The organism is Noviherbaspirillum phoenicis (assembly GCF_047237965.1).
GTDB lineage: Bacteria > Pseudomonadota > Gammaproteobacteria > Burkholderiales > Burkholderiaceae_D > Noviherbaspirillum_A.
Genome location: NZ_JBDFLX010000005.1, coordinates 513,839 through 535,636 on the forward strand (window position 1 = coordinate 513,839; position 21,798 = coordinate 535,636).

At 66.5% G+C, this 21,798-nt stretch carries 21 protein-coding genes; 7 read left to right on the forward strand and 14 right to left on the reverse strand.

Features of this window, described 5'->3' with window-relative positions; genetic code table 11:
• Positions 1 to 12: 12 nt before the first annotated feature.
• Positions 13 to 816, reverse strand: a complete 804-nt coding sequence (locus tag ABC383_RS27810; RefSeq protein WP_413019210.1) for a PEP-CTERM sorting domain-containing protein — start codon at positions 814 to 816, stop codon at positions 13 to 15.
• A gap of 338 nt (positions 817 to 1,154) precedes the next feature.
• Between ABC383_RS27810 and ABC383_RS27815 the strand changes: the two genes are divergently transcribed.
• A complete protein-coding gene (locus tag ABC383_RS27815) occupies positions 1,155 to 1,592 on the forward strand; it encodes a nuclear transport factor 2 family protein (protein WP_413019212.1) in 438 nt (145 codons plus the stop codon).
• 15 nt (positions 1,593 to 1,607) lie between these two features.
• Here the strand turns inward: ABC383_RS27815 and ABC383_RS27820 are convergent, their stop codons facing one another.
• Positions 1,608 to 2,522, reverse strand: coding sequence for a LysR family transcriptional regulator (locus tag ABC383_RS27820; protein WP_413019214.1), 915 nt, complete (start codon positions 2,520 to 2,522; stop codon positions 1,608 to 1,610).
• Positions 2,523 to 2,619: 97 nt separating this feature from the next.
• On the opposite strand from ABC383_RS27820, the gene ABC383_RS27825 reads away from it, so the two are divergent.
• Genes ABC383_RS27825 through ABC383_RS27840 form a run of 4 tightly spaced genes read left to right on the forward strand, consistent with a single transcriptional unit; the run spans position 2,620 to position 5,716 of the window.
• Positions 2,620 to 3,603 carry a 2Fe-2S iron-sulfur cluster-binding protein gene (locus ABC383_RS27825; RefSeq protein WP_413019216.1) on the forward strand — a complete coding sequence of 328 codons (984 nt, stop codon included), beginning with the start codon at positions 2,620 to 2,622 and terminating at the stop codon, positions 3,601 to 3,603.
• A gap of 25 nt (positions 3,604 to 3,628) precedes the next feature.
• Positions 3,629 to 4,891: an aromatic ring-hydroxylating dioxygenase subunit alpha gene (locus ABC383_RS27830; RefSeq protein WP_413019217.1), complete on the forward strand. Its 1,263-nt coding sequence runs from the start codon at positions 3,629 to 3,631 to the stop codon at positions 4,889 to 4,891.
• Between the two features lie 2 nt (positions 4,892 to 4,893).
• Positions 4,894 to 5,394, forward strand: coding sequence for an aromatic-ring-hydroxylating dioxygenase subunit beta (locus tag ABC383_RS27835; RefSeq protein WP_413019218.1), 501 nt, complete (start codon positions 4,894 to 4,896; stop codon positions 5,392 to 5,394).
• Between the two features lie 7 nt (positions 5,395 to 5,401).
• Positions 5,402 to 5,716 (forward strand): non-heme iron oxygenase ferredoxin subunit, encoded by a 315-nt coding sequence (locus tag ABC383_RS27840; protein ID WP_413019219.1) that lies wholly within the window; start codon positions 5,402 to 5,404, stop codon positions 5,714 to 5,716.
• 17 nt (positions 5,717 to 5,733) lie between these two features.
• On the opposite strand, the gene ABC383_RS27845 is transcribed toward ABC383_RS27840, so the two are convergent.
• Positions 5,734 to 6,885 (reverse strand): DSD1 family PLP-dependent enzyme, encoded by a 1,152-nt coding sequence (locus ABC383_RS27845; protein ID WP_413019343.1) that lies wholly within the window; start codon positions 6,883 to 6,885, stop codon positions 5,734 to 5,736.
• A gap of 187 nt (positions 6,886 to 7,072) precedes the next feature.
• Between ABC383_RS27845 and ABC383_RS27850 the strand changes: the two genes are divergently transcribed.
• Positions 7,073 to 7,330, forward strand: coding sequence for a hypothetical protein (locus ABC383_RS27850; RefSeq protein WP_413019220.1), 258 nt, complete (start codon positions 7,073 to 7,075; stop codon positions 7,328 to 7,330).
• Between the two features lie 666 nt (positions 7,331 to 7,996).
• Here ABC383_RS27850 and ABC383_RS27855 read toward each other — a convergent pair.
• The 6 genes from ABC383_RS27855 to nadB form a co-directional block, all read right to left on the reverse strand.
• On the reverse strand, positions 7,997 to 8,236 hold the full coding sequence (locus ABC383_RS27855) for a hypothetical protein (RefSeq protein WP_413019222.1): 240 nt from the start codon (positions 8,234 to 8,236) through the stop codon (positions 7,997 to 7,999).
• 177 nt (positions 8,237 to 8,413) lie between these two features.
• Complete coding sequence (locus ABC383_RS27860; protein ID WP_413019223.1) at positions 8,414 to 9,274, reverse strand: PhzF family phenazine biosynthesis protein; 861 nt, start codon at positions 9,272 to 9,274, stop codon at positions 8,414 to 8,416.
• Between the two features lie 28 nt (positions 9,275 to 9,302).
• Positions 9,303 to 11,741 (reverse strand): putative bifunctional diguanylate cyclase/phosphodiesterase, encoded by a 2,439-nt coding sequence (locus ABC383_RS27865; protein WP_413019224.1) that lies wholly within the window; start codon positions 11,739 to 11,741, stop codon positions 9,303 to 9,305.
• A gap of 195 nt (positions 11,742 to 11,936) precedes the next feature.
• The gene (gene nadC / locus ABC383_RS27870; protein ID WP_413019226.1) at positions 11,937 to 12,803 is read right to left on the reverse strand and encodes a carboxylating nicotinate-nucleotide diphosphorylase; all 867 of its coding nucleotides are present in this window, start codon (positions 12,801 to 12,803) and stop codon (positions 11,937 to 11,939) included.
• Positions 12,800 to 13,936 (reverse strand): quinolinate synthase NadA, encoded by a 1,137-nt coding sequence (gene nadA, locus ABC383_RS27875; RefSeq protein WP_413019227.1) that lies wholly within the window; start codon positions 13,934 to 13,936, stop codon positions 12,800 to 12,802. Before nadA ends, nadC begins: the two co-directional genes overlap by 4 nt.
• 38 nt (positions 13,937 to 13,974) lie before the next feature.
• On the reverse strand, positions 13,975 to 15,564 hold the full coding sequence (nadB, locus tag ABC383_RS27880; protein ID WP_413019229.1) for an L-aspartate oxidase: 1,590 nt from the start codon (positions 15,562 to 15,564) through the stop codon (positions 13,975 to 13,977).
• 314 nt (positions 15,565 to 15,878) lie between these two features.
• On the opposite strand from nadB, the gene ABC383_RS27885 reads away from it, so the two are divergent.
• Positions 15,879 to 16,466 carry a BPSL1445 family SYLF domain-containing lipoprotein gene (locus ABC383_RS27885; RefSeq protein ID WP_413019230.1) on the forward strand — a complete coding sequence of 196 codons (588 nt, stop codon included), beginning with the start codon at positions 15,879 to 15,881 and terminating at the stop codon, positions 16,464 to 16,466.
• 155 nt (positions 16,467 to 16,621) lie between these two features.
• Here ABC383_RS27885 and ABC383_RS27890 read toward each other — a convergent pair whose 3' ends face one another.
• From ABC383_RS27890 to ABC383_RS27910, 5 genes are all read right to left on the reverse strand, one after another.
• Positions 16,622 to 16,897, reverse strand: coding sequence for a hypothetical protein (locus ABC383_RS27890; RefSeq protein ID WP_413019232.1), 276 nt, complete (start codon positions 16,895 to 16,897; stop codon positions 16,622 to 16,624).
• A 43-nt stretch (positions 16,898 to 16,940) separates the two neighbouring features.
• Complete coding sequence (locus tag ABC383_RS27895) at positions 16,941 to 19,109, reverse strand: amylo-alpha-1,6-glucosidase (protein WP_413019234.1); 2,169 nt, start codon at positions 19,107 to 19,109, stop codon at positions 16,941 to 16,943.
• Positions 19,102 to 20,208, reverse strand: a complete 1,107-nt coding sequence (locus ABC383_RS27900) for a glycosyltransferase family 4 protein (protein WP_413019235.1) — start codon at positions 20,206 to 20,208, stop codon at positions 19,102 to 19,104. The genes ABC383_RS27895 and ABC383_RS27900 overlap by 8 nt, the downstream gene beginning before the upstream one ends.
• Positions 20,209 to 20,340: 132 nt before the next feature.
• Entirely contained in the window at positions 20,341 to 20,742 is a 402-nt protein-coding gene (locus ABC383_RS27905; protein ID WP_413019237.1) for a GYD domain-containing protein, read from the reverse strand.
• Between the two features lie 265 nt (positions 20,743 to 21,007).
• Positions 21,008 to 21,724: a GntR family transcriptional regulator gene (locus tag ABC383_RS27910; protein ID WP_413019239.1), complete on the reverse strand. Its 717-nt coding sequence runs from the start codon at positions 21,722 to 21,724 to the stop codon at positions 21,008 to 21,010.
• Positions 21,725 to 21,798 lie beyond the last annotated feature (74 nt).

Sequence of the window (21,798 nt, forward strand, 5' to 3'; positions counted from 1 at the left end):
GGTCCATGCCCTTCAGGCGCGCTTGCCCTGCGCCTTGCGGCGGCGCGCGGCCGCCACGCCCACGAGGCCCATGCCCAGCAGCGCGACAGTGGCCGGCTCCGGCACTTGCGCGGCGCGGGCCGCCAGCCTGGCCTGGTCGGTGTCGGTGGTGAAGGAATAGCTGCCTTCGCCGAGCGCCTTGCCGTAGGTGCCGTCGCCGAAGGTCAGGGTCAAATTGGTGAACAGGTCGCCGACCGGGGCTGCATTGCCCAGCGCCACGGCGTTGGAGTAATTGGCAGTGATGGCGCCGCTGAAGTTGCTGAATCCGGCGAAATTGAGGCCGGTGCTCGAACCCGCGGTCCCGATGCGGGTGCCGCAGAAGGCATTGTTGGTGCCGCAGATGTCGAACACGGTATCGCCTTCGCGACCGTCGAGTGTCAGGCTCAGCAGGCCATAATTGCCGCCGGAGATGTTGAAGTTCAGATCCCAGGCATTGCTAATGGACGTGTTGCCGCTCACGGAAAGAGTGAAGTCGGAATTGGCTCCGGGATTGTTGAACAGGGTCGCGCTTCCGCTGCTGTAGATCCAGAACGTGGTGTCAGTCCAGGTCTTGGCACCGCTCCCGCCCTCGGCGCCGTTGCTCTGAATCCAGGTGGCGGTCACCCGCATTCCCGCCATGTCGCTGCCGCTCACATCGGCGTCGACTGCGAGCGTGGAGTAGATCGTGCCGGTGGTGGTGGTCTGGGTGATGATGGCGCCATGGGCGGCGCCGGCGGAGGCGATCGCGATCGTAGCGGCGAAGGCTGTCTTGGCGAAGCTGGCGGTCAATTTTTTCATTGTCATTTCCTGATGTCGTTATGCGTCGATTTGAGTGGTTTGGTTGGATACTGGCGAATCATTTGTATATGAGCAACGTTTATGCCAGGAAATTAAAGTTATTTAAAAACAATGATTTAAGTAAATATTACAAATTTGTAACTAAGTTTCTTTTAGACAATTGTAAAGTTTCCTGACACTAATCCAGTTGGTCCGCTGACCACAGCGTTGCTATTCTGCAACTCGCCCCAAGTTTGACTTCTCTCAGTCCGAACGCGGCATGCCAGCCTAATGTCTATCCACGTCGCCGCGAATCCGGCCGATTGCCGGATTTGTCGACGCGGCGCAAGGAGACGATGATGAGCACCGAAGCGAACCGGCAACTGGCCAGGCGCGGCTACGACATGTTCATGAAGGGCGACATCGAAGGCGTGATTGGCCTTTGCGCCGAGGACGTTGCCTGGGTCAGCCCGAAAACCGAACCGATTTCCTTTTCAGGCAGCTTTCACGGCAAGGCGGAAGTTGGCCGGTTCTTCCAGCTGATGTCCGAAACCATTGAGTTCGAGCGCTTCGAGCCGCAGTGCTTCATTGCTGACGGCGACAAGGTTGCCGTGAGCGGCATGTCGCGCGGCAAGGTGCTGGGAAATGGCGCGAAGTTCGACGATGCCTGGGTGCATATTTTCACGATGAAAAACGGCAAGATCGCCCGTTTCGAGCAATACAACAACTCGGCAAGCTATGTCGCCGCACTGTCGGCGCCGATGCTCAACAACGAAGACATGGCGGGCGCGGTCTGAATGCGAGGCTGCTTTCTATGGCTGCGCCTGGTCAGAGAACAGTTCGAAGAGCACGTTGCGCAGCCAGATGTTTGCCGGGTCCTTGTGGAACCTGGCGTGCCAGAACAGGTTGATGCCGATGTCCGGCAGCGGCACCGGATGCGGCAGGTAGCGCAGGTCGAACGGCGCCAGGCAGGCCTGCGCATATCGTTCCGGAACGGTGGCCACCATGTCGGTGCTGGACAGGATGTGGCCCAGCGCAACGAAGTGCGGCACGGTCAGCACCACCTTGCGGGCGATGCCGCGCCGCTGTATCGATTCATCCACCGTGGCATGCCCGGTGCCATCGGCCACCACGACCACATGGCTGGCCGCGGCGAATGCTTCCATCGAGATCGCCTCCCGGTCCAGCGTATGGCCCTTGCGGAACATGCAGACATAGCGCTGCCGGAACAGGCCGCGCTGGAAAAATCCTGACTTCAACTGCGGCAGCAGCCCCAGCGCGAGGTCCACATGCCCTGCCTGCAGCGCATCGGCCAGGTTGGTTTCCCGGTTGCGCACCGTGCTCACGGTGACGGCTGGCGCCAGCTGCGCAAGCCGTGTCATCAGGCGCGGCAGGAAGTAGATCTCGCCGATGTCGGTCATTGCCACCGTGAATTTCCGGTTGCTGGCGGACGGGTCGAAATCGGTCTTGCGGTTCAGTGCGTCATGCAGCGCGCCCAGCGCATAGGCCACGGGCTCGGACAGTTCGATGGCGTAGGGCGTGGGCTCCATGCCGCGCGAGGTGCGCAGGAACAGCTCGTCATTCATCAGCCGGCGCAGTCGCGACAGCGCATTGCTGACCGCCGGCTGGGTCAGTCCCAGCTGCGCGGCAACCGCTGACACGCTCTTCTCGGTGAAAAGCTGGTGGAACACGATCAGCAGGTTCAGGTCGACGTCTTTCAGCTGCATGGCTATTCATGAAATCAATACAATGGATTCACCGGATTTTATTCGTTTATTTTACTTCCCTGCCTATAATCGCCCAACGCAAGCCAGGGGATCGTCCATGAAACTGCTCGTGCAGCCAGCCAACCGAGTCATCGAAGCCAGTCCTGGCGCCAACCTGCTGGCCACGCTGCGCGAGCACGGCGTCGCTGTCTCCTACAGCTGTACCGCCGGCCGCTGCGGCACCTGCCGCTGCAGGGTCAGCGCCGGCAGCGTGCAGGACACCGGGCGCCAGTCCAGGATCACCAGTCCCGGCGAAGGCGAGTACGTGCTGGCCTGTACCAGCGTGCTGAGCGAGGACTGCACGATCGAGATACCGGAGCCGGACGAGATCGTGACTCATCCGGCCCGCATCCTGAAGGCCACCGTGCTGGCGATCGATGCACTGTCCCACGACATCTTGCGGCTGCGCCTGAAGCCGGCCAAGCCGCTGGCATTCTCGCCCGGCCAGTACGCCAGCCTGCAGTTCACGCCGGCCCATGTGCGGCCCTATTCGATGGCCGGCCTGCCGCAGGACGATGAACTCGAATTCCATGTGCGGCTGGTGCCGGGCGGACGGGTGACCCGTCATATCGCCACCGAACTCAGGCCCGGCGACGCGGTGCGGGTCAGCGGCCCGCTGGGCACCGCCTACCTGCGCACGAAGCATCGGGGGCCGATGCTGTGCGTGGCCGGCGGCACGGGCCTCGCGCCGGTGCTGTCCATCGTGCGCGGCGCGATCGCTGCCGGCATGCGCGATCCGATCCACCTGTACTTCGGCGTGCGCACGCCGCAGGACGTGTATTACGCCGACCGGCTGGCCGCGCTGGCCGATAACCACGCCAACCTGCATGTGCATGTCGTGGTTGCCAGCGGCGGCGAGGGTACCGTGCGGCGCGGCCTGGTCACCGAGGCGGTGGCGCAGGACTGGGCCAGCCTGGCAGACTTCCGCGCCTACCTGTGCGGCGCGCCGGCCATGGTGGAAGCGGCGGCGCTGCTGGTCAAAGCCCGTGGCATCACTGCAGACAAGCTGCATGCCGACGCGTTCTACCCGGCGCTCGACTAGAACAGACCATCAACAAGGAGACAGCATGGGCGACATGCCGGCGGTATTTCCAACGGACCCGACCTGGGAAGGCGATGGCAGCAGCCGCATCCCGTTCTGGGCCTACACCGATGAAGCGCTGTACAGGAAGGAGCTGGAGCGCTTCTTCTACCAGAGACACTGGTGCTATGTCGGCCTGGAGGCCGAGATCCCGAACCCGGGCGACTTCAAGCGCACCGTGGTCGGCGAGCGCTCGGTGATCATGGTGCGCGATGCCGATGGCGGCATCAATGTGGTGGAAAACGTCTGCGCCCATCGCGGCATGCAGTTCTGCCGCAAGCGGCACGGCAACCAGACCGAATTCGTCTGTCCCTACCACCAGTGGAACTACAGCTTGAAGGGCGACCTGCAGGGCGTGCCGTTCCGGCGTGGCGTGAAGCAGGACGGCAAGGTGCAGGGCGGCATGCCGAAGGAGTTCAACACCGCGGAGCACGGCCTGAACAAGCTGAAGGTGGCTGCCCGCGGCGGCGTGGTGTTCGCTTCCTTCGACCACGACATCGAGACGCTGGAAGACTTCCTCGGGCCGGACATCCTGCATTACTTCGACCGCCTGTTCAACGGCCGCAAGCTGACCATCCTCGGCTATAACCGCCAGCGCATACCGGGCAACTGGAAGCTGATGCAGGAAAACATCAAGGACCCGTATCATCCCGGCCTGCTGCATACCTGGTTCATCACCTACGGCCTGTGGCGCGCCGATAACAAGTCGCAGCTCATCATGGATGAGCAGTACCGCCATGCCGCGATGATCTCCACCCGTGGCAGCGGCGGCGCCAAGTCCGAGGTCACGGCCGGCGTCACCAGCTTCAAGGAAAGCATGGAGATTCAGGACAAGCGCCTGCTCGACATCGTGCCCGAGCCCTGGTGGCAAGGGCCGACCGCGGTGATGATGACGCTGTTTCCGAGCGTGATCTTCCAGCAGCAGGTCAACAGCGTGTCGACCCGCCACATCCAGCCCAACGGCACCGGCTCCTTCGACTTCGTCTGGACCCATTTCGGCTTCGAGGACGACACGCCGGAAATGACCGAGCGCCGGCTGATCCAGGCCAACCTGTTCGGCCCGGCCGGCTTCGTCTCGGCCGACGATGGCGAGGTGATCGAATTTTCGCAGAGCGGCTTCGAGCAGAAACCCTTCCACCGCGCGCTGGCCGAACTGGGCGGCTACGACTGCGGCAACACCGACCACATGGTGACCGAGACGCTGATCCGCGGCATGTACCACTACTGGCGCAAGGTGATGGAGGTCTGACGATGGAAAACACGATGATGGAAAACCCGGCGATCACGACGCAGGTCTGGCTGGCCCTGGTGCAGCTGCATGCCGACTATGCGGCAGCGGTCGACCGCGAGGACTGGGATGCCTGGGTGGACTTCTTCACGGAAGACTGCGTCTACAAGGTGCAGCCGCGCGAGAACCATGAGCGCGGCTTTCCGCTTGCCACGCTGGCGCTCCTGAGCCGCAACATGCTGAAGGACCGCGCCTACGGCATCAAGGAGACCCTGTTCCACGATCCGTATTACCAGCGCCACGTGGTCGGCCTGCCGCGCATCCTGAAGGCCGATGGCGACGTGATCGAGGCCGAGGCCAACTACTCGGTGTTCCGCACCAAGCTCGGACAGGAGACCACCGTGTTCAATGTCGGCCGCTACATCGACCGCATCCGGATCACGCCCGAGGGACTGAAGCTCGCATCGCGCCTGTGCATCTATGACACCGAGATGATTCCCAATTCACTGATTTACCCGATCTGAGGTCACCATGGCAGAAAACTGGATTGACGTAAGCGCAGAAGATGACGTGCCGCAGGAGGATGTGATCGGCGTGGAAACCCAAGGCCGCGACATCGCGCTCTACAGCGTGGAAGGGCAGGTCTATGCGAGCGACAACATCTGCACCCATGGCCATGCGCGGCTGTGCGATGGCTTCCTCGATGGCTTCGAGATCGAATGCCCGCTGCACCAGGGTACCTTCGACATCCGCAACGGCCGCGCCATGTGCGCGCCGGTGACGGAAGACATCAAGGTCTACCCGGTGAAGATCGAAGGCGGCCGGGTGTTCGTCGACCTCGGCTGAAGGCAGGCCAGGCCGCTCTAGCGGCTCAATCCGCGCGCCGCCACCGGCCACACGCATTCCACCTTGCCATCGCGGATGCCGACCAGTTCATCGTACAGGTTCAGCGTCGGATCGCAGTGGCCGGGGACCAGCAGCAGCTGATCGCCCAGCCCGGGCCGGGCCGCGGCGTCGTCGCATTCCACGATGCCGTGCTCGTCGTTGGCGGCGACATAGCGCAGTGCGCGGCTTTCTCCCTGCCAGACCAGAGGCAGGCCCGAGTCCACCGCCATCGACTTCAGGCCGGCATCCAGCACCACCCGCGTCGCCGGCGCCACGCTCATCACGGTGGAAGCGATGAACAGGCTGTGGCCGAAGCCGGTGGCCGGGTCCCATTCATTGCGGCCATAGTCGCCGTCCATGAAGACATACGAGCCGGGCTGTATTTCGGTATAGACGCCGCTGGCAAGGTCGAACTCGACGCTGCCGGTGCCGCCGCCGGTCACCACTTCGCAGGCCGCGCCGGCCGCCTGCAGCCGCGCCACCACCGCGCCGGTGCGTCCGGCCGCCTGCGCGGCCGCCTCGCGCCGCTCGGCCCGCGTGCGCCGGTGCTGCGCGCCGCCATGGTAAGCCTGCAGGCCGCCGAAACGCAGCATGGGGTGCATGGCGATCTGTTCGACCAGGCGCAGCGCGGCGTCGGCATCGGCCACGCCGCAGCGACCCTGGCCGACATCGATCTCGACGAACACGGTCACCGAAGCCTCTGCCTCCCCGCAGGCCTGCGCCAGCGCCGTCACCTGCCGCGCATCGTCGACGCAGACGCTGATGCGGGCATGCCGCGCCAGCGCAGCCAGCATGCGCGCCTTGGCCGGGCTGGCGAGTTCATTGCTGATATGAACGTCGCCAATGCCGGCGCGCACGAAGGGCAGGGCTTCGCTGACCTTCTGGCAGCAGACGCCGACCGCGCCCCGCGCCACCTGGGCCAGCGCGATGTCGGGGCACTTGTGCGCCTTGGCGTGCGGCCGCAGGCGCAGGCCGGCGCGGTCGGCCAGCGACTGCATGCGCTCCAGGTTGCGCTCGAAGACATCCAGATCGAGGATCAGCGAGGGCGTATCGACATCGGCCAATGCCTGGCCGGGTTGGGCAGCGGGCGGCAGATCGAGGTCGATGCCGGCATGGGTGTGCAAGGTCATGAAGGTCGGGATGGGAGCGTATGGAGCGGCCATTCTAGTCGCCCCGCGCAGGTTTGTCGCACTGCCCTGGCACGCACTGCGCTCGGGTCGCGTCCCGATAAACTCATCCATATGTCAGCGTCAATACAGACATGCATCCTGCAAGGGACTAGGATCGGTGTTTAACCAGTGGAAATGGTGACGCCCGATGACGCATGCCGACGACGACGCCTATCTGTTGCTGATCGACCGCCATATCGAGGAGCTGGAGCAGCGGCTGGATGCGCTGAGGGAGCTGATCGTCGAGATGGCGGCGTCGGATGAGGACACCGCCAGCCAGTCCGAGCTGATGTGCACGCTGGTGCGGGCAATCGCTTCGATGAAGGCGATCAAGGCCAAGGAGCTCGATGCGCTGTTTGATGCGGATCGGGGGGATCAAGCTGGATTGCCGAAGTGGATTTCGTAGCCTGAGCGGCTTGCGTGGGCTGAATATTTTTGATGGGCGGGCTGACGCGCCGTCATTACGTTAATGTGATTGGCATGCAGCGAGTTGCAGTTGCCGTTGCCGTTGCAGTGAAGTCCCGTTGAGCGCGCCGTGTCAGCGGTGCCCGGAGCGGGAAAAGGTGCGGCGTCTGTCTGAGCCAAGCTTTGCTTGGCGAGTTTAGCCGCGCCCCGCTCTGGGTACCGCTGGCACGGGAACCCCCGCGCAGCGGGGGCGCGATCACCGGGTCGCCTTTTTTGGTTACTTTTTTGGCGAAGCAAAAAAGTAACCCGGCCGCCGGGACGGACTCCCGGCTTGTCTCCACGGCAGTGCAGCCGTCTTGCGTCACCCGGCGACGCCCGGGCAGCACTGTCGGTGTTGTTGTTGACGTCCGTATTGAAACTTCAAACTTCAACTTCAAGAGCAACTGCTGCTTCGCAGTGACGCCTTACCCCTGGTGAAACAAGCCGACTGCACTGTCGTCATGACCAGGCCGGGAGTTCGCCCCGGCAGGCGACCTACTTCTTTTGCTTCGCCAAAAGAAGTAGGCAAGAAAAGGCGACCCGGTGATCGCGCCCTCGCTGCGCGAGGGTCCCCGTGCCGTCGATGCATGGAGCGGGGCGCGGCTAAACTCGCCAAGCTGCGCTTGGCTCAGACAGACGCCGCACCTTTTCCCGCTCCACGCACCGACGTCACGGCGCGCTCAACGGGACTTAAAAGCAACTGCAACTGCAACTGCAACGGCAACGGCAACGGCAACTGCAACGGCAACTGCAACGGCAACTGCAACGGCAACTGCAACGGCAACTGCAACTGCAACGGCAACTGCAACTGCAACGGCAACTGCAACTGCAACGGCAACTGCAACTGCAACGGCAACTGCATCCGCATCGTTACGCATCCGGATGCCATGGCCCGCCAACGTAATTAATTGACCCACGCACTCCGCATGAACTATCGCGTTTGATAGATAAAGTTCTTCGTGCGCTTGTAGTGAAGTGCTGATGGCGCATTCAGGCAAGGTTGAAAGACAGCCTCCCCTTGCCCACCTTCCATCCTGCCAGCCTTCTACACCTCCACCACGCCGCGCCCGATCTCGATCACCCGCCCGCCGACGCAAATCGCGCCGTCGGCTGCCACGTCCAGGTGCAGCCGGTTCGGGCGGCCGACGGCGTCGCCCTGGCTGACCTGGAAGCGCGCTGGCAGCGCATGGCCGGTGGCGCGCAGCCAGCCGCCCAGGTTGGCGCAGGCCGAGCCGGTGCCGGGGTCTTCGGCGACGCCGCCGCCCTGCTTGGTGAAGAAGTAGCGCGCCTCCACTTGCCCGGGCTGCGCCGGGTCGAAGGCGAATACATAGGCGGTCTTGCGGCCCAGGCTGCTGACGGGCCAGTCGGCGATGCGGGCGCCGTCCGGGCAGGTGCGCCGCACTGCCTCCGGGCTGCGCAGCGGCACCAGCAACTGGTCGGCGCCGGTGTCTACCCACATTGGCGAAGACAGCAGGTCGTCCTCCTGCAGGCCCAGCAGCGCCGCCACCTCGGCATCCGGCAGGCCGGCGGCGGCGGTGCGCGGCGCGCCGCGATGCGGCGCGGTGAAGGTCCAGACGTCGCCCTGCGCCGTCACCGGCACGATGCCGGCCTGGAATTCCAGCGTCAGCGCGTCGCCAGTGGCCAGCAGGTCGCGCACTACGTGAGCGGTGCCCAGCGTCGGGTGGCCGGCAAAGCGCATCTCATAGCCGGTGGTGAATACCCTGACCCGGGCGCTGGCCTCCTGCGACGGCAGGATGAAAGTGGTTTCCGACAGGTTGAACTGCAGCGCCAGCGCCTGCATGGTGGCGTCGTCCATGCCGTTGGCATGCTCGAACACGCACAGGGGATTGCCGCCGAAGGTGGTGTCGGCGAAGACGTTGACGAGCCGGAACGGGTAACTGGCCATGATGCGAACAGGAAGAATGAACGGGCGCTCATTCTATCCCGGCGCCCGCGCCCTGCCAGCGCCGCGTGGCAAGCGGCTGGCCTTCGCGCAGGAACGCAGCCAGCTGCCCGGCGGGCAGGGGCATGCTGACGTAATAACCCTGGATGTCGTCGCAGCCGGCCTCGGCCAAAAAGCGCGCCTGGGCATCGGTCTCCACGCCCTCGGCGATCACGGACAGGCGCAGGCTGCGGCCCAGCGCGATGACGGCGCGCACGATGGCGCCGGCGCCGGCATGACTGTGCAGGTCGCGCACGAAGGACTGGTCGATCTTCAGGTCGCTCAGCGGGAAACGCTTCAGGTAGGCCAGGCTGGAATAACCGGTGCCGAAATCGTCGATCGCGATATGCACGCCCAGCCGGGTGATCTCGTCCATGATCGATACGCTGCCGTCGATATCGCGCATCAGCGTGCCTTCGGTGATTTCCAGCTTCAGGCTGCCCGGTTCCAGCTGGTTGGCGGCCAGCGCCGCCGACACCGTGTCGACCAGCCTGCCGTCCTCGAACTGCTGTGCCGCGACGTTGACCGACATCACCAGCGGCGGCAGGCCCTGTTCGCGCCAGGCCCCGGCCTGGGCGCAGGCTTCCTTCAGCGCCCAGTCGCCGATGGCGGCGATCAGGCCGCTTGCCTCCGCCACCGGGATGAACTTGTCCGGGGAGATCATGCCGCGCTGCGGATGGCGCCAGCGGATCAGCGCCTCCACGCCCACCACCATGCCGCTGGCCAGCGCCACCTGCGGCTGGTAGTGCAGCTCGAACTGGCGCGCCTCCAGCGCATGGCGCAGCTCGCGTTCCGTCTCATGCCTTTCCAGCGCGGCCGCATTGGTCTCGGTCTGGTAGAACTCGATGCGGTTGCCGCCGCCGGCCTTGGCCTGCTGCATGGCGAATACTGCACGGCCGAGCAGGATGTCGGCGTCGCGCCCGTCCCTGGGGAAAAAGGCAATGCCGATGCTGGCGCTGATGAAGAGTTCGGTGCCTTCCCGGTGGAAGGGCCGGGCCAGGCTTTCCCTGGCGCGCGCGGCCAGCAGCTCGGTCTGCGCCAGCTTGGACTCGCGCTGCTCCAGCACGATCACGAATTCATCCTTGCCCAGGTGCGCCAATACCGCGCCGGGGCCGATGCAGGCCTGCAGCCGCTCGGCCACGCAGAGCAGCACGGCGTCGCCTGCCGCATAGCCCAGGGTGTCGTTGATGGTCTTGAAGCGGTCCAGGTCCAGCGCCAGCACCGCGATCTGCGGCGCTTCGCCGTCGCTGCCGGCGATCATCTGGCCCAGCAGCGCCTTGACCAGCGCCCGGTTGGGCAGCCGCGTCAGGCTGTTGTGGGTGGCCTGGTGCTCCAGCTCCGCTTCGCGCTGCTGCAGGTTGGCGATCAGGCCGGCCAGCGTGCGCGACAGCACCTGCACCTCGTGGTACCCGCGCTGCAGCGCAATGCCGGTGGTGGCCTCGCCGCGGTCGAGCCGCTCGGCCTCGCGGGTGATCGCATTGAGCGGGCGCGAGATGCGGCTTGCCAGCAGCCAGCCCATCAGCGCAAACAGCGCGGCAATGATCACGCCCGACAGCAGCACCTGCCGCCGCAGCGCGGCCACCGGCGCGAAGGCGGCATCGATCTGCTGGCGCTCGATGATGATCCAGCCCAGGCCAGGATAGTCCTGGTAGCCCTTGCTGCGGGCAAAGCCGGTCAGCCAGGTCTTGCCGTCGGGCCAGGTCTCGGCTAGGTAGCCGGACTGGCCCTGCTGCGCGCGCCGTATGCTTTGCAGCGCCAGCTGCCTGTCCTGCAGCGCTGCCGGGCCGAACAGCACGGTGCCGTCGGCAGCCACGATCAGCGCTTCATACGACGCGGCCGACGCCATCGAACGGGTCAGGCCCATGATCCAGCGCCAGTCGATATGCGCGCCCAGCACGCCGGCAAAATCTTCGCCCATGGTCACCGGCATGGCCACGTCGAGAAAGCGCAGCGGCTCGCCGCCATCGGCCTGCAGCTTCTTTTCCAGCAGCACGGCGCGGTGCAGGTTGCCGACGAAGGCGGCTTTCGAGGCCTCGCCGAACCAGGGCCGCCTGGTTACGTCCTGACCTTCCAGCAGCGCGCCGGTGGCGGCCACCACCGTGCCGGCCGGGTCGGCATAGCCGATCCAGGCATAGCCTTCGCGGGCATCCAGCAGGTCGTCGAGATGGGCACGGATCGCCGTCGGGCGGTCCAGCAGGTCGAAGTCGGTCAGGCTGTCGGCATACAGGGAAATATCCTGATAGCGCTCGTACATCGCGCGGTCCAGCGTGGCGGCCAGTTCCGCCGATGTCTGCGCCAGGCGCGCGCCGATGCCCTGCTTGAGGTCGGTGGTGGCGGCGTTCTGGATGACGGCGACCAGGACGGCGGTCAGCGCCACCGCGAGCGCGGTGGCAAAGAAGGCAAGCAGGGTGCGCAGACTGTATTGGGCCATCGATCCGATCCGTTGCGAAACACGTGAGCGCGTAAGCACATGTGTTTCGAACATTACTAAAATTCGGACACATTGTTTCCGCCCGGACGGGATTTTCCCGCATCGATTGCTTGCAATCAATGCATTACACCAACCCTCTATCTGGACAATTAACCGCCGGTAAACAACTGCGGCGCCGTGGCGCAACCGACTCCCTTATCCGACCACCCGCAGCGAGTAGTCGGTGGCCTGCACATCCTTGGTCAGCGCGCCGATCGAGATCCGGTCCACGCCGGTTTCCGCGATCGCGCGCAGGGTGGCCATGCTGACGCCGCCCGAGGCTTCCAGCAGCGCCCGGCCGGCATTGATCGCCACCGCCTCGCGCATCAGCGCGGTGCTGAAGTTGTCCAGCAGGATGGAGGTGGCGCCGGCATTCAGCGCTTCGTTCAATTCTTCCAGCGACTCGACCTCGATCTGCACCGGCGCGCCGCTGCCCAGCGCCTGCGCGGCCCGCAGCGCGGCCGCCACGCCGCCGGCCGCGGCGATATGGTTTTCCTTGATCAGGATGCCGTCATACAGCGCCAGGCGCTGGTTGTCGCCGCCGCCCACCCGCACCGCATATTTCTGCGCCAGGCGCAGGCCGGGCAGGGTCTTGCGGGTGTCGAGGATGCGGGCCGCGGTGCCTTCCACCGCCTGCACATGGCGCCGGGTGGCGCTGGCCACGCCGGACAGCAGTTGCAAAAAATTCAGCGCGCTGCGCTCGGCGGTCAGGATAGCGCGCGCCGGGCCGGCGATCATGCAGACCGTGTCATTGGCCTGCATCAGATCGCCTTCGGCATGCTGCCAGCGGATGCGGATGCGCGGATCGACCCGCGTCATCACGCCCTCGAACCAGGGCGCGCCGCACAGCACCGCTTCCTCGCGCACGATGACGCGGGCTTCGACGTCATGACCGGCCGGCACCAGCAGGCCGGTCAGGTCGCCGCTGCCTATATCCTCGGCCAGCGCGGCGGCGATATTGGCCTCGAATGCGGCCTGCAGCGCGGCATCGAATGGCGCATGCGGATTGACCAGGCCGCTCATGCCGGCCCCACGCCGGCAAACAGCGCCTGTTCGCGCGCCAGGTCCGGCCCGGGCCGTACGCTGGCTTTCTTCGCGGCGGCGAAGGCCAGCATGCGGTCGATGCAGCGATAGGCCAGGCGGCCGGTCTCGGGGTCGATCACGATCTCGTTGTCGCCTTCTTCCAGCACCCGCACCAGGTTGCGCAGGCCATTCATCGCCATCCACGGGCAATGGGCGCAGCTCTTGCAGGTGGCGCTGTTGCCGGCGGTGGGCGCCTCGATGAAGCGCTTGCCCGGCGCGGCCAGCCGCATCTTGTGCAGCAGGCCATTGTCGGTGGCGACGAGGAATTCTGCGGCGTCCATGTCGCGCGCGGCGGCGATCATCTGGGAGGTGGAGCCGACCATGTCGGCCAGCGCCACCACCGCCGCCGGCGACTCCGGATGCACCAGCACCTTCGCGCCCGGATGCGCGGCTTTGAGCAGTTCCAGCTCCACGCCCTTGAATTCATCGTGCACCAGGCAGGAGCCCTGCCACATCAGCATGTCGGCCCCGGTCTCGCGCTGGATGTAGCTGCCCAGGTGGCGGTCCGGCGCCCACAGGATCTTTTTGCCCTCGGCATGCAGGTGGGCCACGATGTCCAGCCCGATCGAGGACGTCACCATCCAGTCGGCGCGCGCCTTCACCGCGGCGCTGGTGTTGGCATAGACCACCACGGTGCGGTCGGGATGGGCGTCGCAGAAGGCGGCGAAGTCGTCGGCCGGGCAGCCCAGGTCGAGCGAGCAGGTGGCGTCGAGGTCGGGCATCAGCACCGTCTTGTGCGGGCTCAGGATCTTCGACGTTTCGCCCATGAAGCGCACGCCGGCCACCACCAGGGTCTGCGCAGCATGGTCGCGGCCGAAGCGCGCCATCTCCAGCGAATCCGACACGCAGCCGCCGGTTTCCTCGGCCAGGTCCTGCAGGTCGGCATCGACATAGTAGTGCGCCACCAGCACCGCGCCGCGCTCCTTGAGCAGCCGGCGTGCGCGCTCCTTCAGCGCGGCGCGCTCCTGAAGCGTCGGGCTGTCCGGCACGCGGGCCCAGGCGGAGGCGGTGGAGCAGGCGCCGCCCTGCGACGGGGCGTCGAATTCAACGGGTTTGATCACGGAAGTGGGCATGGCGGATCCGAAAGGTCAGGTAAGGGAAAGGGCAGGGCTCATGCCGCCGGAGAGAGCACGGTGGGCAAGGCCTTGGGCAGGGTGTCCGGATAGTCGAGGCTGTAATGCAGGCCGCGGCTTTCATGGCGCTGCAGCGCGCTGTCGACGATCAGCGCGGCGACATCCACCAGGTTGCGCAGCTCCAGCAGGTCGGGCGTGACGCGAAAGCTGGCGTAGTACTCGTCGATCTCGCTCTTCAACAGCCGGATGCGCTCGCGCGCGCGGCGCAGGCGCTTGGTGGTGCGCACGATGCCGACAAAATTCCACATGCAGCGGCGCAGCTCGTCCCAGTTCTGCGCGATCACCACTTCCTCGTCGGCATCGGTGACCCGGGTTTCGTCCCATTGCGGCACCGGCGCCGGCGCGCCGGGCGCCTGGGCGGCGATGTGCTGCGCCGCCGCCCGTCCCAGCACCACGCATTCGAGCAGCGAGTTGCTGGCCAGCCGGTTGGCGCCGTGCAGGCCGGTGCAGGCGGTCTCGCCGACCGCGTACAGGCCGGGCAGGTCGGTGCGTCCGGCGCCATCGGTCACCACGCCGCCGCAGGTGTAGTGCGCCGCCGGCACCACCGGGATAGGCTGCTTCGTGATGTCGATGCCGAACTCCAGGCAGCGCGCCAGGATGGTGGGGAAATGCTCGCGCAGGAAGTCGGCGCTCTGGTGGCTGATGTCCAGGTCCACATGGTCCAGGCCGCGCTTCTTCATTTCATAGTCGATGGCGCGGGCCACGATGTCGCGCGGCGCCAGCTCGGCGCGTTCATCATGGGCCGGCATGAAGCGCTGGCCGGCGGCCGCGCCAGCGCCGGCCGGCAGCTTCAGCAGGCCGCCCTCGCCGCGCAGCGCCTCGCTGATCAGGAAGGACTTGGCATACGGGTGGTACAGGCAGGTCGGATGGAACTGGATGAACTCCATGTTGGCCACGCGGCAGCCGGCGCGCCAGGCCATTGCGATGCCGTCTCCGGTCGCGCTGTCCGGATTGGTGGTGTACAGATAGACCTTGCCGGCGCCGCCGGTGGCCAGCACGGTATGGCTGGCGGCAATCGCGATCACCGTGCCGCTGGCGGCGTCGCGCGCATACAGGCCGGCGCAGCGCTGGCGGCCGCGCGCATCCGGCAGGCGGATCAGGTCCACCGCGATATGCTGCTCCAGCAGCGTGATGTTGGGGTGGCTGCGCACCTTCTGCTCCAGCGTGGCCTGCACCGCGTGGCCGGTGGCGTCGGCGGCGTGGATGATGCGGCGCGCGCTGTGGCCGCCTTCGCGGGTCAGGTGAAAGCCCAGCTCGGCCCCGGCATCGCGGGTGAAGGGCACGCCCTGCTCGATCAGCCAGCCGATGGCCTCGCGGCCGTGCTCGACGATATCGCGCGTCATTGCCTCGTCGCACAGGCCGGCGCCGGCATCAAGCGTGTCGGCCAGGTGGCTGGCGGTGCTGTCGCCGGAATCGAGCACGGCGGCGATGCCGCCCTGCGCCCAGTTGCTGGCGCCATCGGGCAGGCGGCCCTTGCAGATGACGGCGACCTTGCGGCCCTGCGCAAGGCTGAGCGCGACGGAAAGGCCGGCCAGGCCGGCGCCGATGATGGCGACATCGAAGTTCATGGTCAGCATGCCTCGCGGGTCGGTTTGCCATGCCCTTGCGGGCAAAAAAGGACGCCCATTGTAACGGCGCTGTCCTGTGTGGCAAGCGCGGCGCGCCTTGCGCCCCATATCGGGCGGCTGGATGGCTTATCAAGGGCGCGGCAGCGGACGGGGCGGGATGGCGCCAAAAAAAGATGCAATTGTTCCAACACAACCGTTCCTAAGCGCTGGCTGGGCGTTTTTCTGCGGCATGCGCCAAGGCATTAATGCTGCTCAATATGCCCGCGTGCAGCTGTCATCTGATATCACTATTCCCACTGATCGAGGAGAACATCATGGAACGACGCGCATTCCTTTTCACCGCCGCCGCCGGCGCGGCCAGCGTACTGACATTGGGCGGCTGCGGCGCCGTATCGACCGCCAGCACCACGCCTGGCAGCGGCAACGCGCCGCGCACCGAGAAGATCGATGTCGGCGCCAACGACACGCTGGCCAGGCTGTACGGCACCACGCCGGGCGCGCGCGAACTGGTTGCCAAGTCGCGCGGCATGCTGATCTTCCCATCCGTCATCGCGGCAGGCTTCGGCGTTGGCGGCCAGTATGGCGAGGGCGTGCTGCGTTCGGGCAGGTCGGTGCTGGGCTACTACAACCTGGCATCGGTGTCGGTGGGACTGCAGATCGGCGCGCAGTCCAAGGCCATCGTCTTCCTGTTCCTGACCCAGGACAGCCTGGACCAGTTCCGCAACGCCAAGGGCTGGTCGGTCGGCGCCGACGCCTCGGTGGCGGTGCTGCGCGCCGGCGCGAATGGCCAGATCGACGTCAACGCCGTCACCGCGCCGGTCGCGGCCTTCGTGATGACCAATGCCGGCCTGATGGCCAACCTGACGCTGGAAGGCACCAAGATCACCCGGATGGACGTGTAGCGGCCGGGGCAGGAAGGGCCGCCACGAAATCGGGTAACCGTCGGCCGTAGTCCTCCCACGGCTGATGAGCGCCGGCATGCGTTGGTGGAGCGCCGCCATGATGGCGCGCCGCCTGGTCGTTGAAGCCGATGCGGCAAGGCCGCCGGCGTCGGCTCTCAGGGTCCTTCGCCCGGCACGCCGCGCTCGTTGCCCAGGATCTCGCGGGCAACCCTGTGGCCGGGCATGTTTCCCTCGCCGGCGCAGGTCGCCTCCACCGCGTCGCGCAGCTCATCCAGGCTGGCGCCGGGCGGCAGCGCCACGCCGAGGTCGCGCGCCCTCTGCGCCAGCCCTTCCAGCGGCGGCGCGGCGATGATGCCGCGCTCCTCGGCCGCCGCGCCCAGGTCGGTCAGTTCCGCCAGCAGCCGTTCCAGTTCATCCAGTCTCGCATCCATGTCGCTCTCCCCTTGAATTGCATCCGTTCGGCCACGCCGGCCATCATGCCACCACCACCACTTCCACCGGCCCATCCTTGCGCAGGATGTTGACGCCGACATTGTTCGGGTAACGCTGCAGCAGCAGGTCGACCGTGCTGCCGCAGATCGACAGCGCGCGGATCTCGATCTGGTCGACGAAGGGCGGCAGGCGCGGGTTGCGCAGGCGGATCTCCGGCTTGTCCGCCGAGAATGACAGGCCCAGGCAGGCATGCAGCAGGTAGAACACGCTGCCTGCGGCCCAGGCCTGCGGCGAGCAGGCCACCGGATACAGCGTCGGCCCTTCGTCCGGCCTTCTCGCAAAGCCGCAGAACAGCTCCGGCATCCGGTGCTGGTCCATGGTCATGCTGACGTCGAACAGCGCCTCGAAGATCTTCATCGCGCCGGCGGTATTGCCGTAGCGCGCCATGCCCTCGGCGATGATGGCGTTGTCATGCGGCCAGACCGAGCCGTTGTGATAGGCCATCGGGTTGTAGCGCACCGCGCCGCAGCCCAGGGTGCGCACGCCCCAGCCGCAGAAGAATTCGTCGGAAAGCAGTTGCGCCGCGATGCGCCCGGCATGCTCCGGCAGCGCGATGCCGCTCCACAGCGTGTGCCCGGCATTGGAGGAGGGCACCGCGCACTGGCGCTTGTCCCCATCCAGCGCCAGCGCGTAGCTGCCGATGCGCTCGCACCAGAACGCCTCGTTGAAGCGTTGCTTCAGCCGTTCGGCGGACCGACGCAATTCCACCGCCATCGCCTCCTTGCCCAGGCAGTCGGCCAGCCGGGCCGCCTGCAGCTTCGCCTCGTACACATAGCCCTGCACCTCGCACAGCGCGATCGGCGCCTCGGCCAGCCGGCCATCCTCGTGGAACACCGAATCATGCGAATCCTTCCAGCCCTGCTGGATCAGGCCGACATCGGTACGGCGCGCATATTCGACGAAGCCGTCGCCATCGCGGTCGCCATACTGGTCTATCCAGTTCAGCGCGCGCTCGATGTTGCCCCAGATGCCGCGGATGAAGTCGAGGTCGCCGGTGCGCTCGAAATAGGCGCCGGCCAGGCCGACGAAGAGCGGCGTGGCGTCCACCGTGCCGTAATAGCGCCGGAATGGCACCTCGTCCAGTGCCGCCAGTTCGCCCAGCCGCGCCTCGTGCAGGATCTTGCCGGGCTCGGCGTCGCGCGCCGGGTCCTGGCTGGCGGCCTGGGTGTCGGCCAATACCGCCAGCACGCCCCTGGCCAGGCCGGGGTCCAGCCAGAGCAGCTGGCGCGCGGTGATGATACCGTCGCGCCCGAAGGTGGTGGCATACCAGGGCAGGCCGGCATACGGATAGCGGCCGCCGGGCAGCGCGGTCGACAGCATCACCAGGTCGGCGGTGGAGCGGTCTATCCAGTTGTTGAACAGCGTGTTGGAAGTGACGATACGGCACAGGTCATGCATGCGGGCATCCAGCGCGCCGTTCATGCGGGTGTAGGCCGACAAATAGTCCTCCGGCGCCGGCGCGGCCGCCGCGTCGGGCTCGCAGGCCACCGCCAGGTAGACATGCGCGTCCTGCTTGGGCGCCAGCAACAGCCTGAACTCGGCGCGTGCGGCTGTCAGCGTGTCGGGCGCCGGATCGTAGCGGATGCGGGTGCGGCGCACTACCTGGTCCAGCCCGCGGTAGCCCAGCGTCAGTTCGGAGGCGGACAGCTCCGGCGCGAGCATGGCGCCGCGGCGCTTGCGCTCGACGCCGCGGATCTCGAAGATGTCGGCGTAGTCGGCATCCATGTCCATCGACAGCGTTACGTTCACCGGCTCCAGGCCGTAGTTGGCGATGCGGATATGCTCGTGCAGCGTGTCGTTCCACAGCAGCTTGGCGCGGAACACATGCAGCAGGCCCTTTTGGATCAGGTCGCCGGTGCCGACATTCAGGTCCGGGTTCATCAGCTCCACCACCATCTGGCCGTTGTCGTCGCGCACGGTGGAGTTGAGGAACATCGGCCGCACGCCGTTGATGCGCAGTTCCTGGTGCGACAGGAAGCGGGTGTCGCCGTGATAGATGCCGTCCTCGTGCAGGCCGATCGGCTGGATGTCGCCGAAGCGATTGAATGTGGCGAACACCTTGCCTTCCTTCAGGACGCGCCGGCGTTCATCGGGTGGCGAGGAGGCGGCGAGGATGTACCACTCTTCGCCCAGTCGGATTCGGTCAGCCATGATGCTCCTGGTGCATTGCCGCCGCCCGCGCAGCGCCTGCCGGGCGCGAAGGGTGCGCGGCGCGCTTGTGCAGCGCCTGCTCGCGCAGCCGTCCATACAACTGCAGGTAGGCCTGCGCCATGTGGCGGGCGGTGAAGCGCTGCAGGAATGCCTGGCGGCAGCGCTGCCGGTCCAGCCCGGCCAGCCGCGCCACGGCCTGCACCGCCTGTTCCTGGTTGTCCACGATGAAGCCGGTCACGCCGTCGGTCACGATCTCGGGCACAGAGCCGCGACGGTAGGCAATCACGGGCGTACCGCAGGCAAAGGCTTCGATCATCACCAGGCCGAATGGTTCGGGCCAGTCGATCGGCATCAAGAGCGCCCGGGCGCTGCCCAGCAGCCGCCGCTTCCCGGCTTCGCCGACCTCGCCGATGAAATGCACTAGCGGGTGCCGCAGAAGCGGCGCGATGCGGGCGGCGAAGTAGTCGCCGTCGGCCGCATCCACCTTGGCTGCGATGGTCAGCGGCATGCCGCTGCGCACGGCGATCTCGATGGCGCGGTCCGGCCGCTTTTCCGGCGAGATGCGGCCGAGGAAGAGCAGGGTGTTGTTCGGCGCCGGGTTGAAGTCGTACAGGTCGGGCGGCAGGCCGTGGTACACGGTGCCCTGCCAGTTGATCCAGGGCAGCGGCGCGCGCTGGCTGTTGGAGATCGACACCACCGGCATGTCGAGGAAGTGCCGGTACAGCGGCACCAGCTCGGGCAGGTCCAGCCTGCCGTGCAGCGTGCTGACATGCGCGGTGGCAAGGCCGCGCGCCATCGGGAACTGCAGGTAGTCGGTATGGAAATGGACGATGTCGAAGCTGCGTGCCATGCTGGCCAGCATGCCCAGCTGCAGCGTGTGGCAGGCCAGCGCCGTGGCATTCTGGCCGGTGGCGCGCAGGCTGGCGCCGGTGGCGGGAACCAGCCTGGCGCGGGTGGTGGAGTCGGCGCTGGCGAACAGGGTCACGTCGCAGCCCATGGCGACCAGCTCTTCGGTGAGATAGGACACGACCCGTTCCGTCCCGCCATAGGCCTTGGGCGGAACGCTCTCGAAGAGCGGCGAAACCTGTGCAATCCTCATGGCCAGCCCGCGTCGCGCCTCTCTGCAGGCGCGGCGCTTCCTTCCTCATCTGTCCGCATCCCTGCCGTGGCGACAGGGAATTGGCGTTGCGCGGCCAGGCTGAAGTGCCGGCCGCGCCGGCTCCCGGCATGCTCAGGGGCCGTCGTCGGCTGCATCCCCTGGCGGCGGATGGCCGCCTTCGGCGTCCCATTTCGCCAGCTCGGCCTGCTCGACATCGGCCCCCGGCGCGCGGTAGCGGCCGGTTTTACGGACCGACTGGTCCAGCGCTTCCGGCGTCACCAGCACCGCGACCCGGCATGACGCGGCGCCGGACGCATTGATCCGGAGCGCCAGCGCCATCGCGGTAGCATCGTCTGGCAGTTCGCCTATGGTCAGCACGTCATGCTCGCCGAAGGCGTAGTAGAAGGCTTCCAGCGAGCCGCCCATGGACCGGAAGAGTTCGGCGACAGCGGCACGGCGCCGGCTGCCGCCTTCCCTGATCAGGCCGGCGATGCCCGGACCGACATAGTCGGCCTCCAGCAGATACTTGCCCATGAGCTTCCTTTCCCGCCGCCCTTGGAGTGCGCTGCGCGAAACGGGCGGCACTGAATCGTTATAGGCAAAACGCGGGCGTGCGCAAGGGAGAAAATCCAGCGGACCTTGATCTGCCTTCATGCGGCAGGAAATGTGCGGCATCTGCCGTGAGGCCGGGCACTCCAGCGGGCCGCCCACCTGGTTGCGGCGCGGCCTTTACCGCTGTTCCACCGACTGCGGTGCGATGCCCTTCGGGTATTACATCTACTCGTTGCTGCAACCGGGTTCAGGCCGCGATCGCGCCCTTGTCGAAGTATTCGGGATAACGCGCCCGTATCTCGTCGATGTTGGCCAGCGTGCCCGACAGGTGGGAACGCAGCATGTTTTGCGCCCGCGCCGGATCGCCCACGGCGATGGCGTCGAGGATGGCGCGGTGGTCGGCCAGGATGGCCTCGGCCTTGCCGGCGATCGGCAGATGCAGGCGCCGCAGCCGGTCCAGGTGGCCGCTCTGGCGGCGTATCAGCGGCCACAGGTCGGGCACGGCGGCGGCTTCGTACATTTCCCGGTGAAAGCGCTGGTCCTGGGCCGAGAATTCCATGTAGTCCGCCAGGCCCAGCATCGCGGTCTGGCGCGCCAGCACGGCTTCCAGCCGGGCCACCAGCGCTGCGCGGCTGTCGTCGGCCAGGCTGGCCAGGGTGTACACCACTTCCAGCTCCACCGAGCGGCGCAGGAAATGGGCCTGCCTGGCCAGCGCGATATTGATCGCGCAGACCACGGTGGCATGCTGCGGGTAGATGTCGACCAGGCCTTCCTCGGCCAGGCGCATCAGGGCGTCGCGGATCGGCGTCTGGCTCACGCCGAACTGCTCCACCAGGTCGGCGCGCGACAGCACCGTGCCCGGCGCCAGGGCGAGCGACATGATCTGCTCGCGCAGGTATTCGAATACCTGGGGCGCGGCGTGACGGGACTTCTCCAGTCGGAAAGGCGTGATTTGAGCGTTCATCTGTTGGTCTGGGAGCGGCAATGCGCGATAGGGCGTATTAAACCAGAGCGGCATCGCCGCAGCCAGCTTGACGC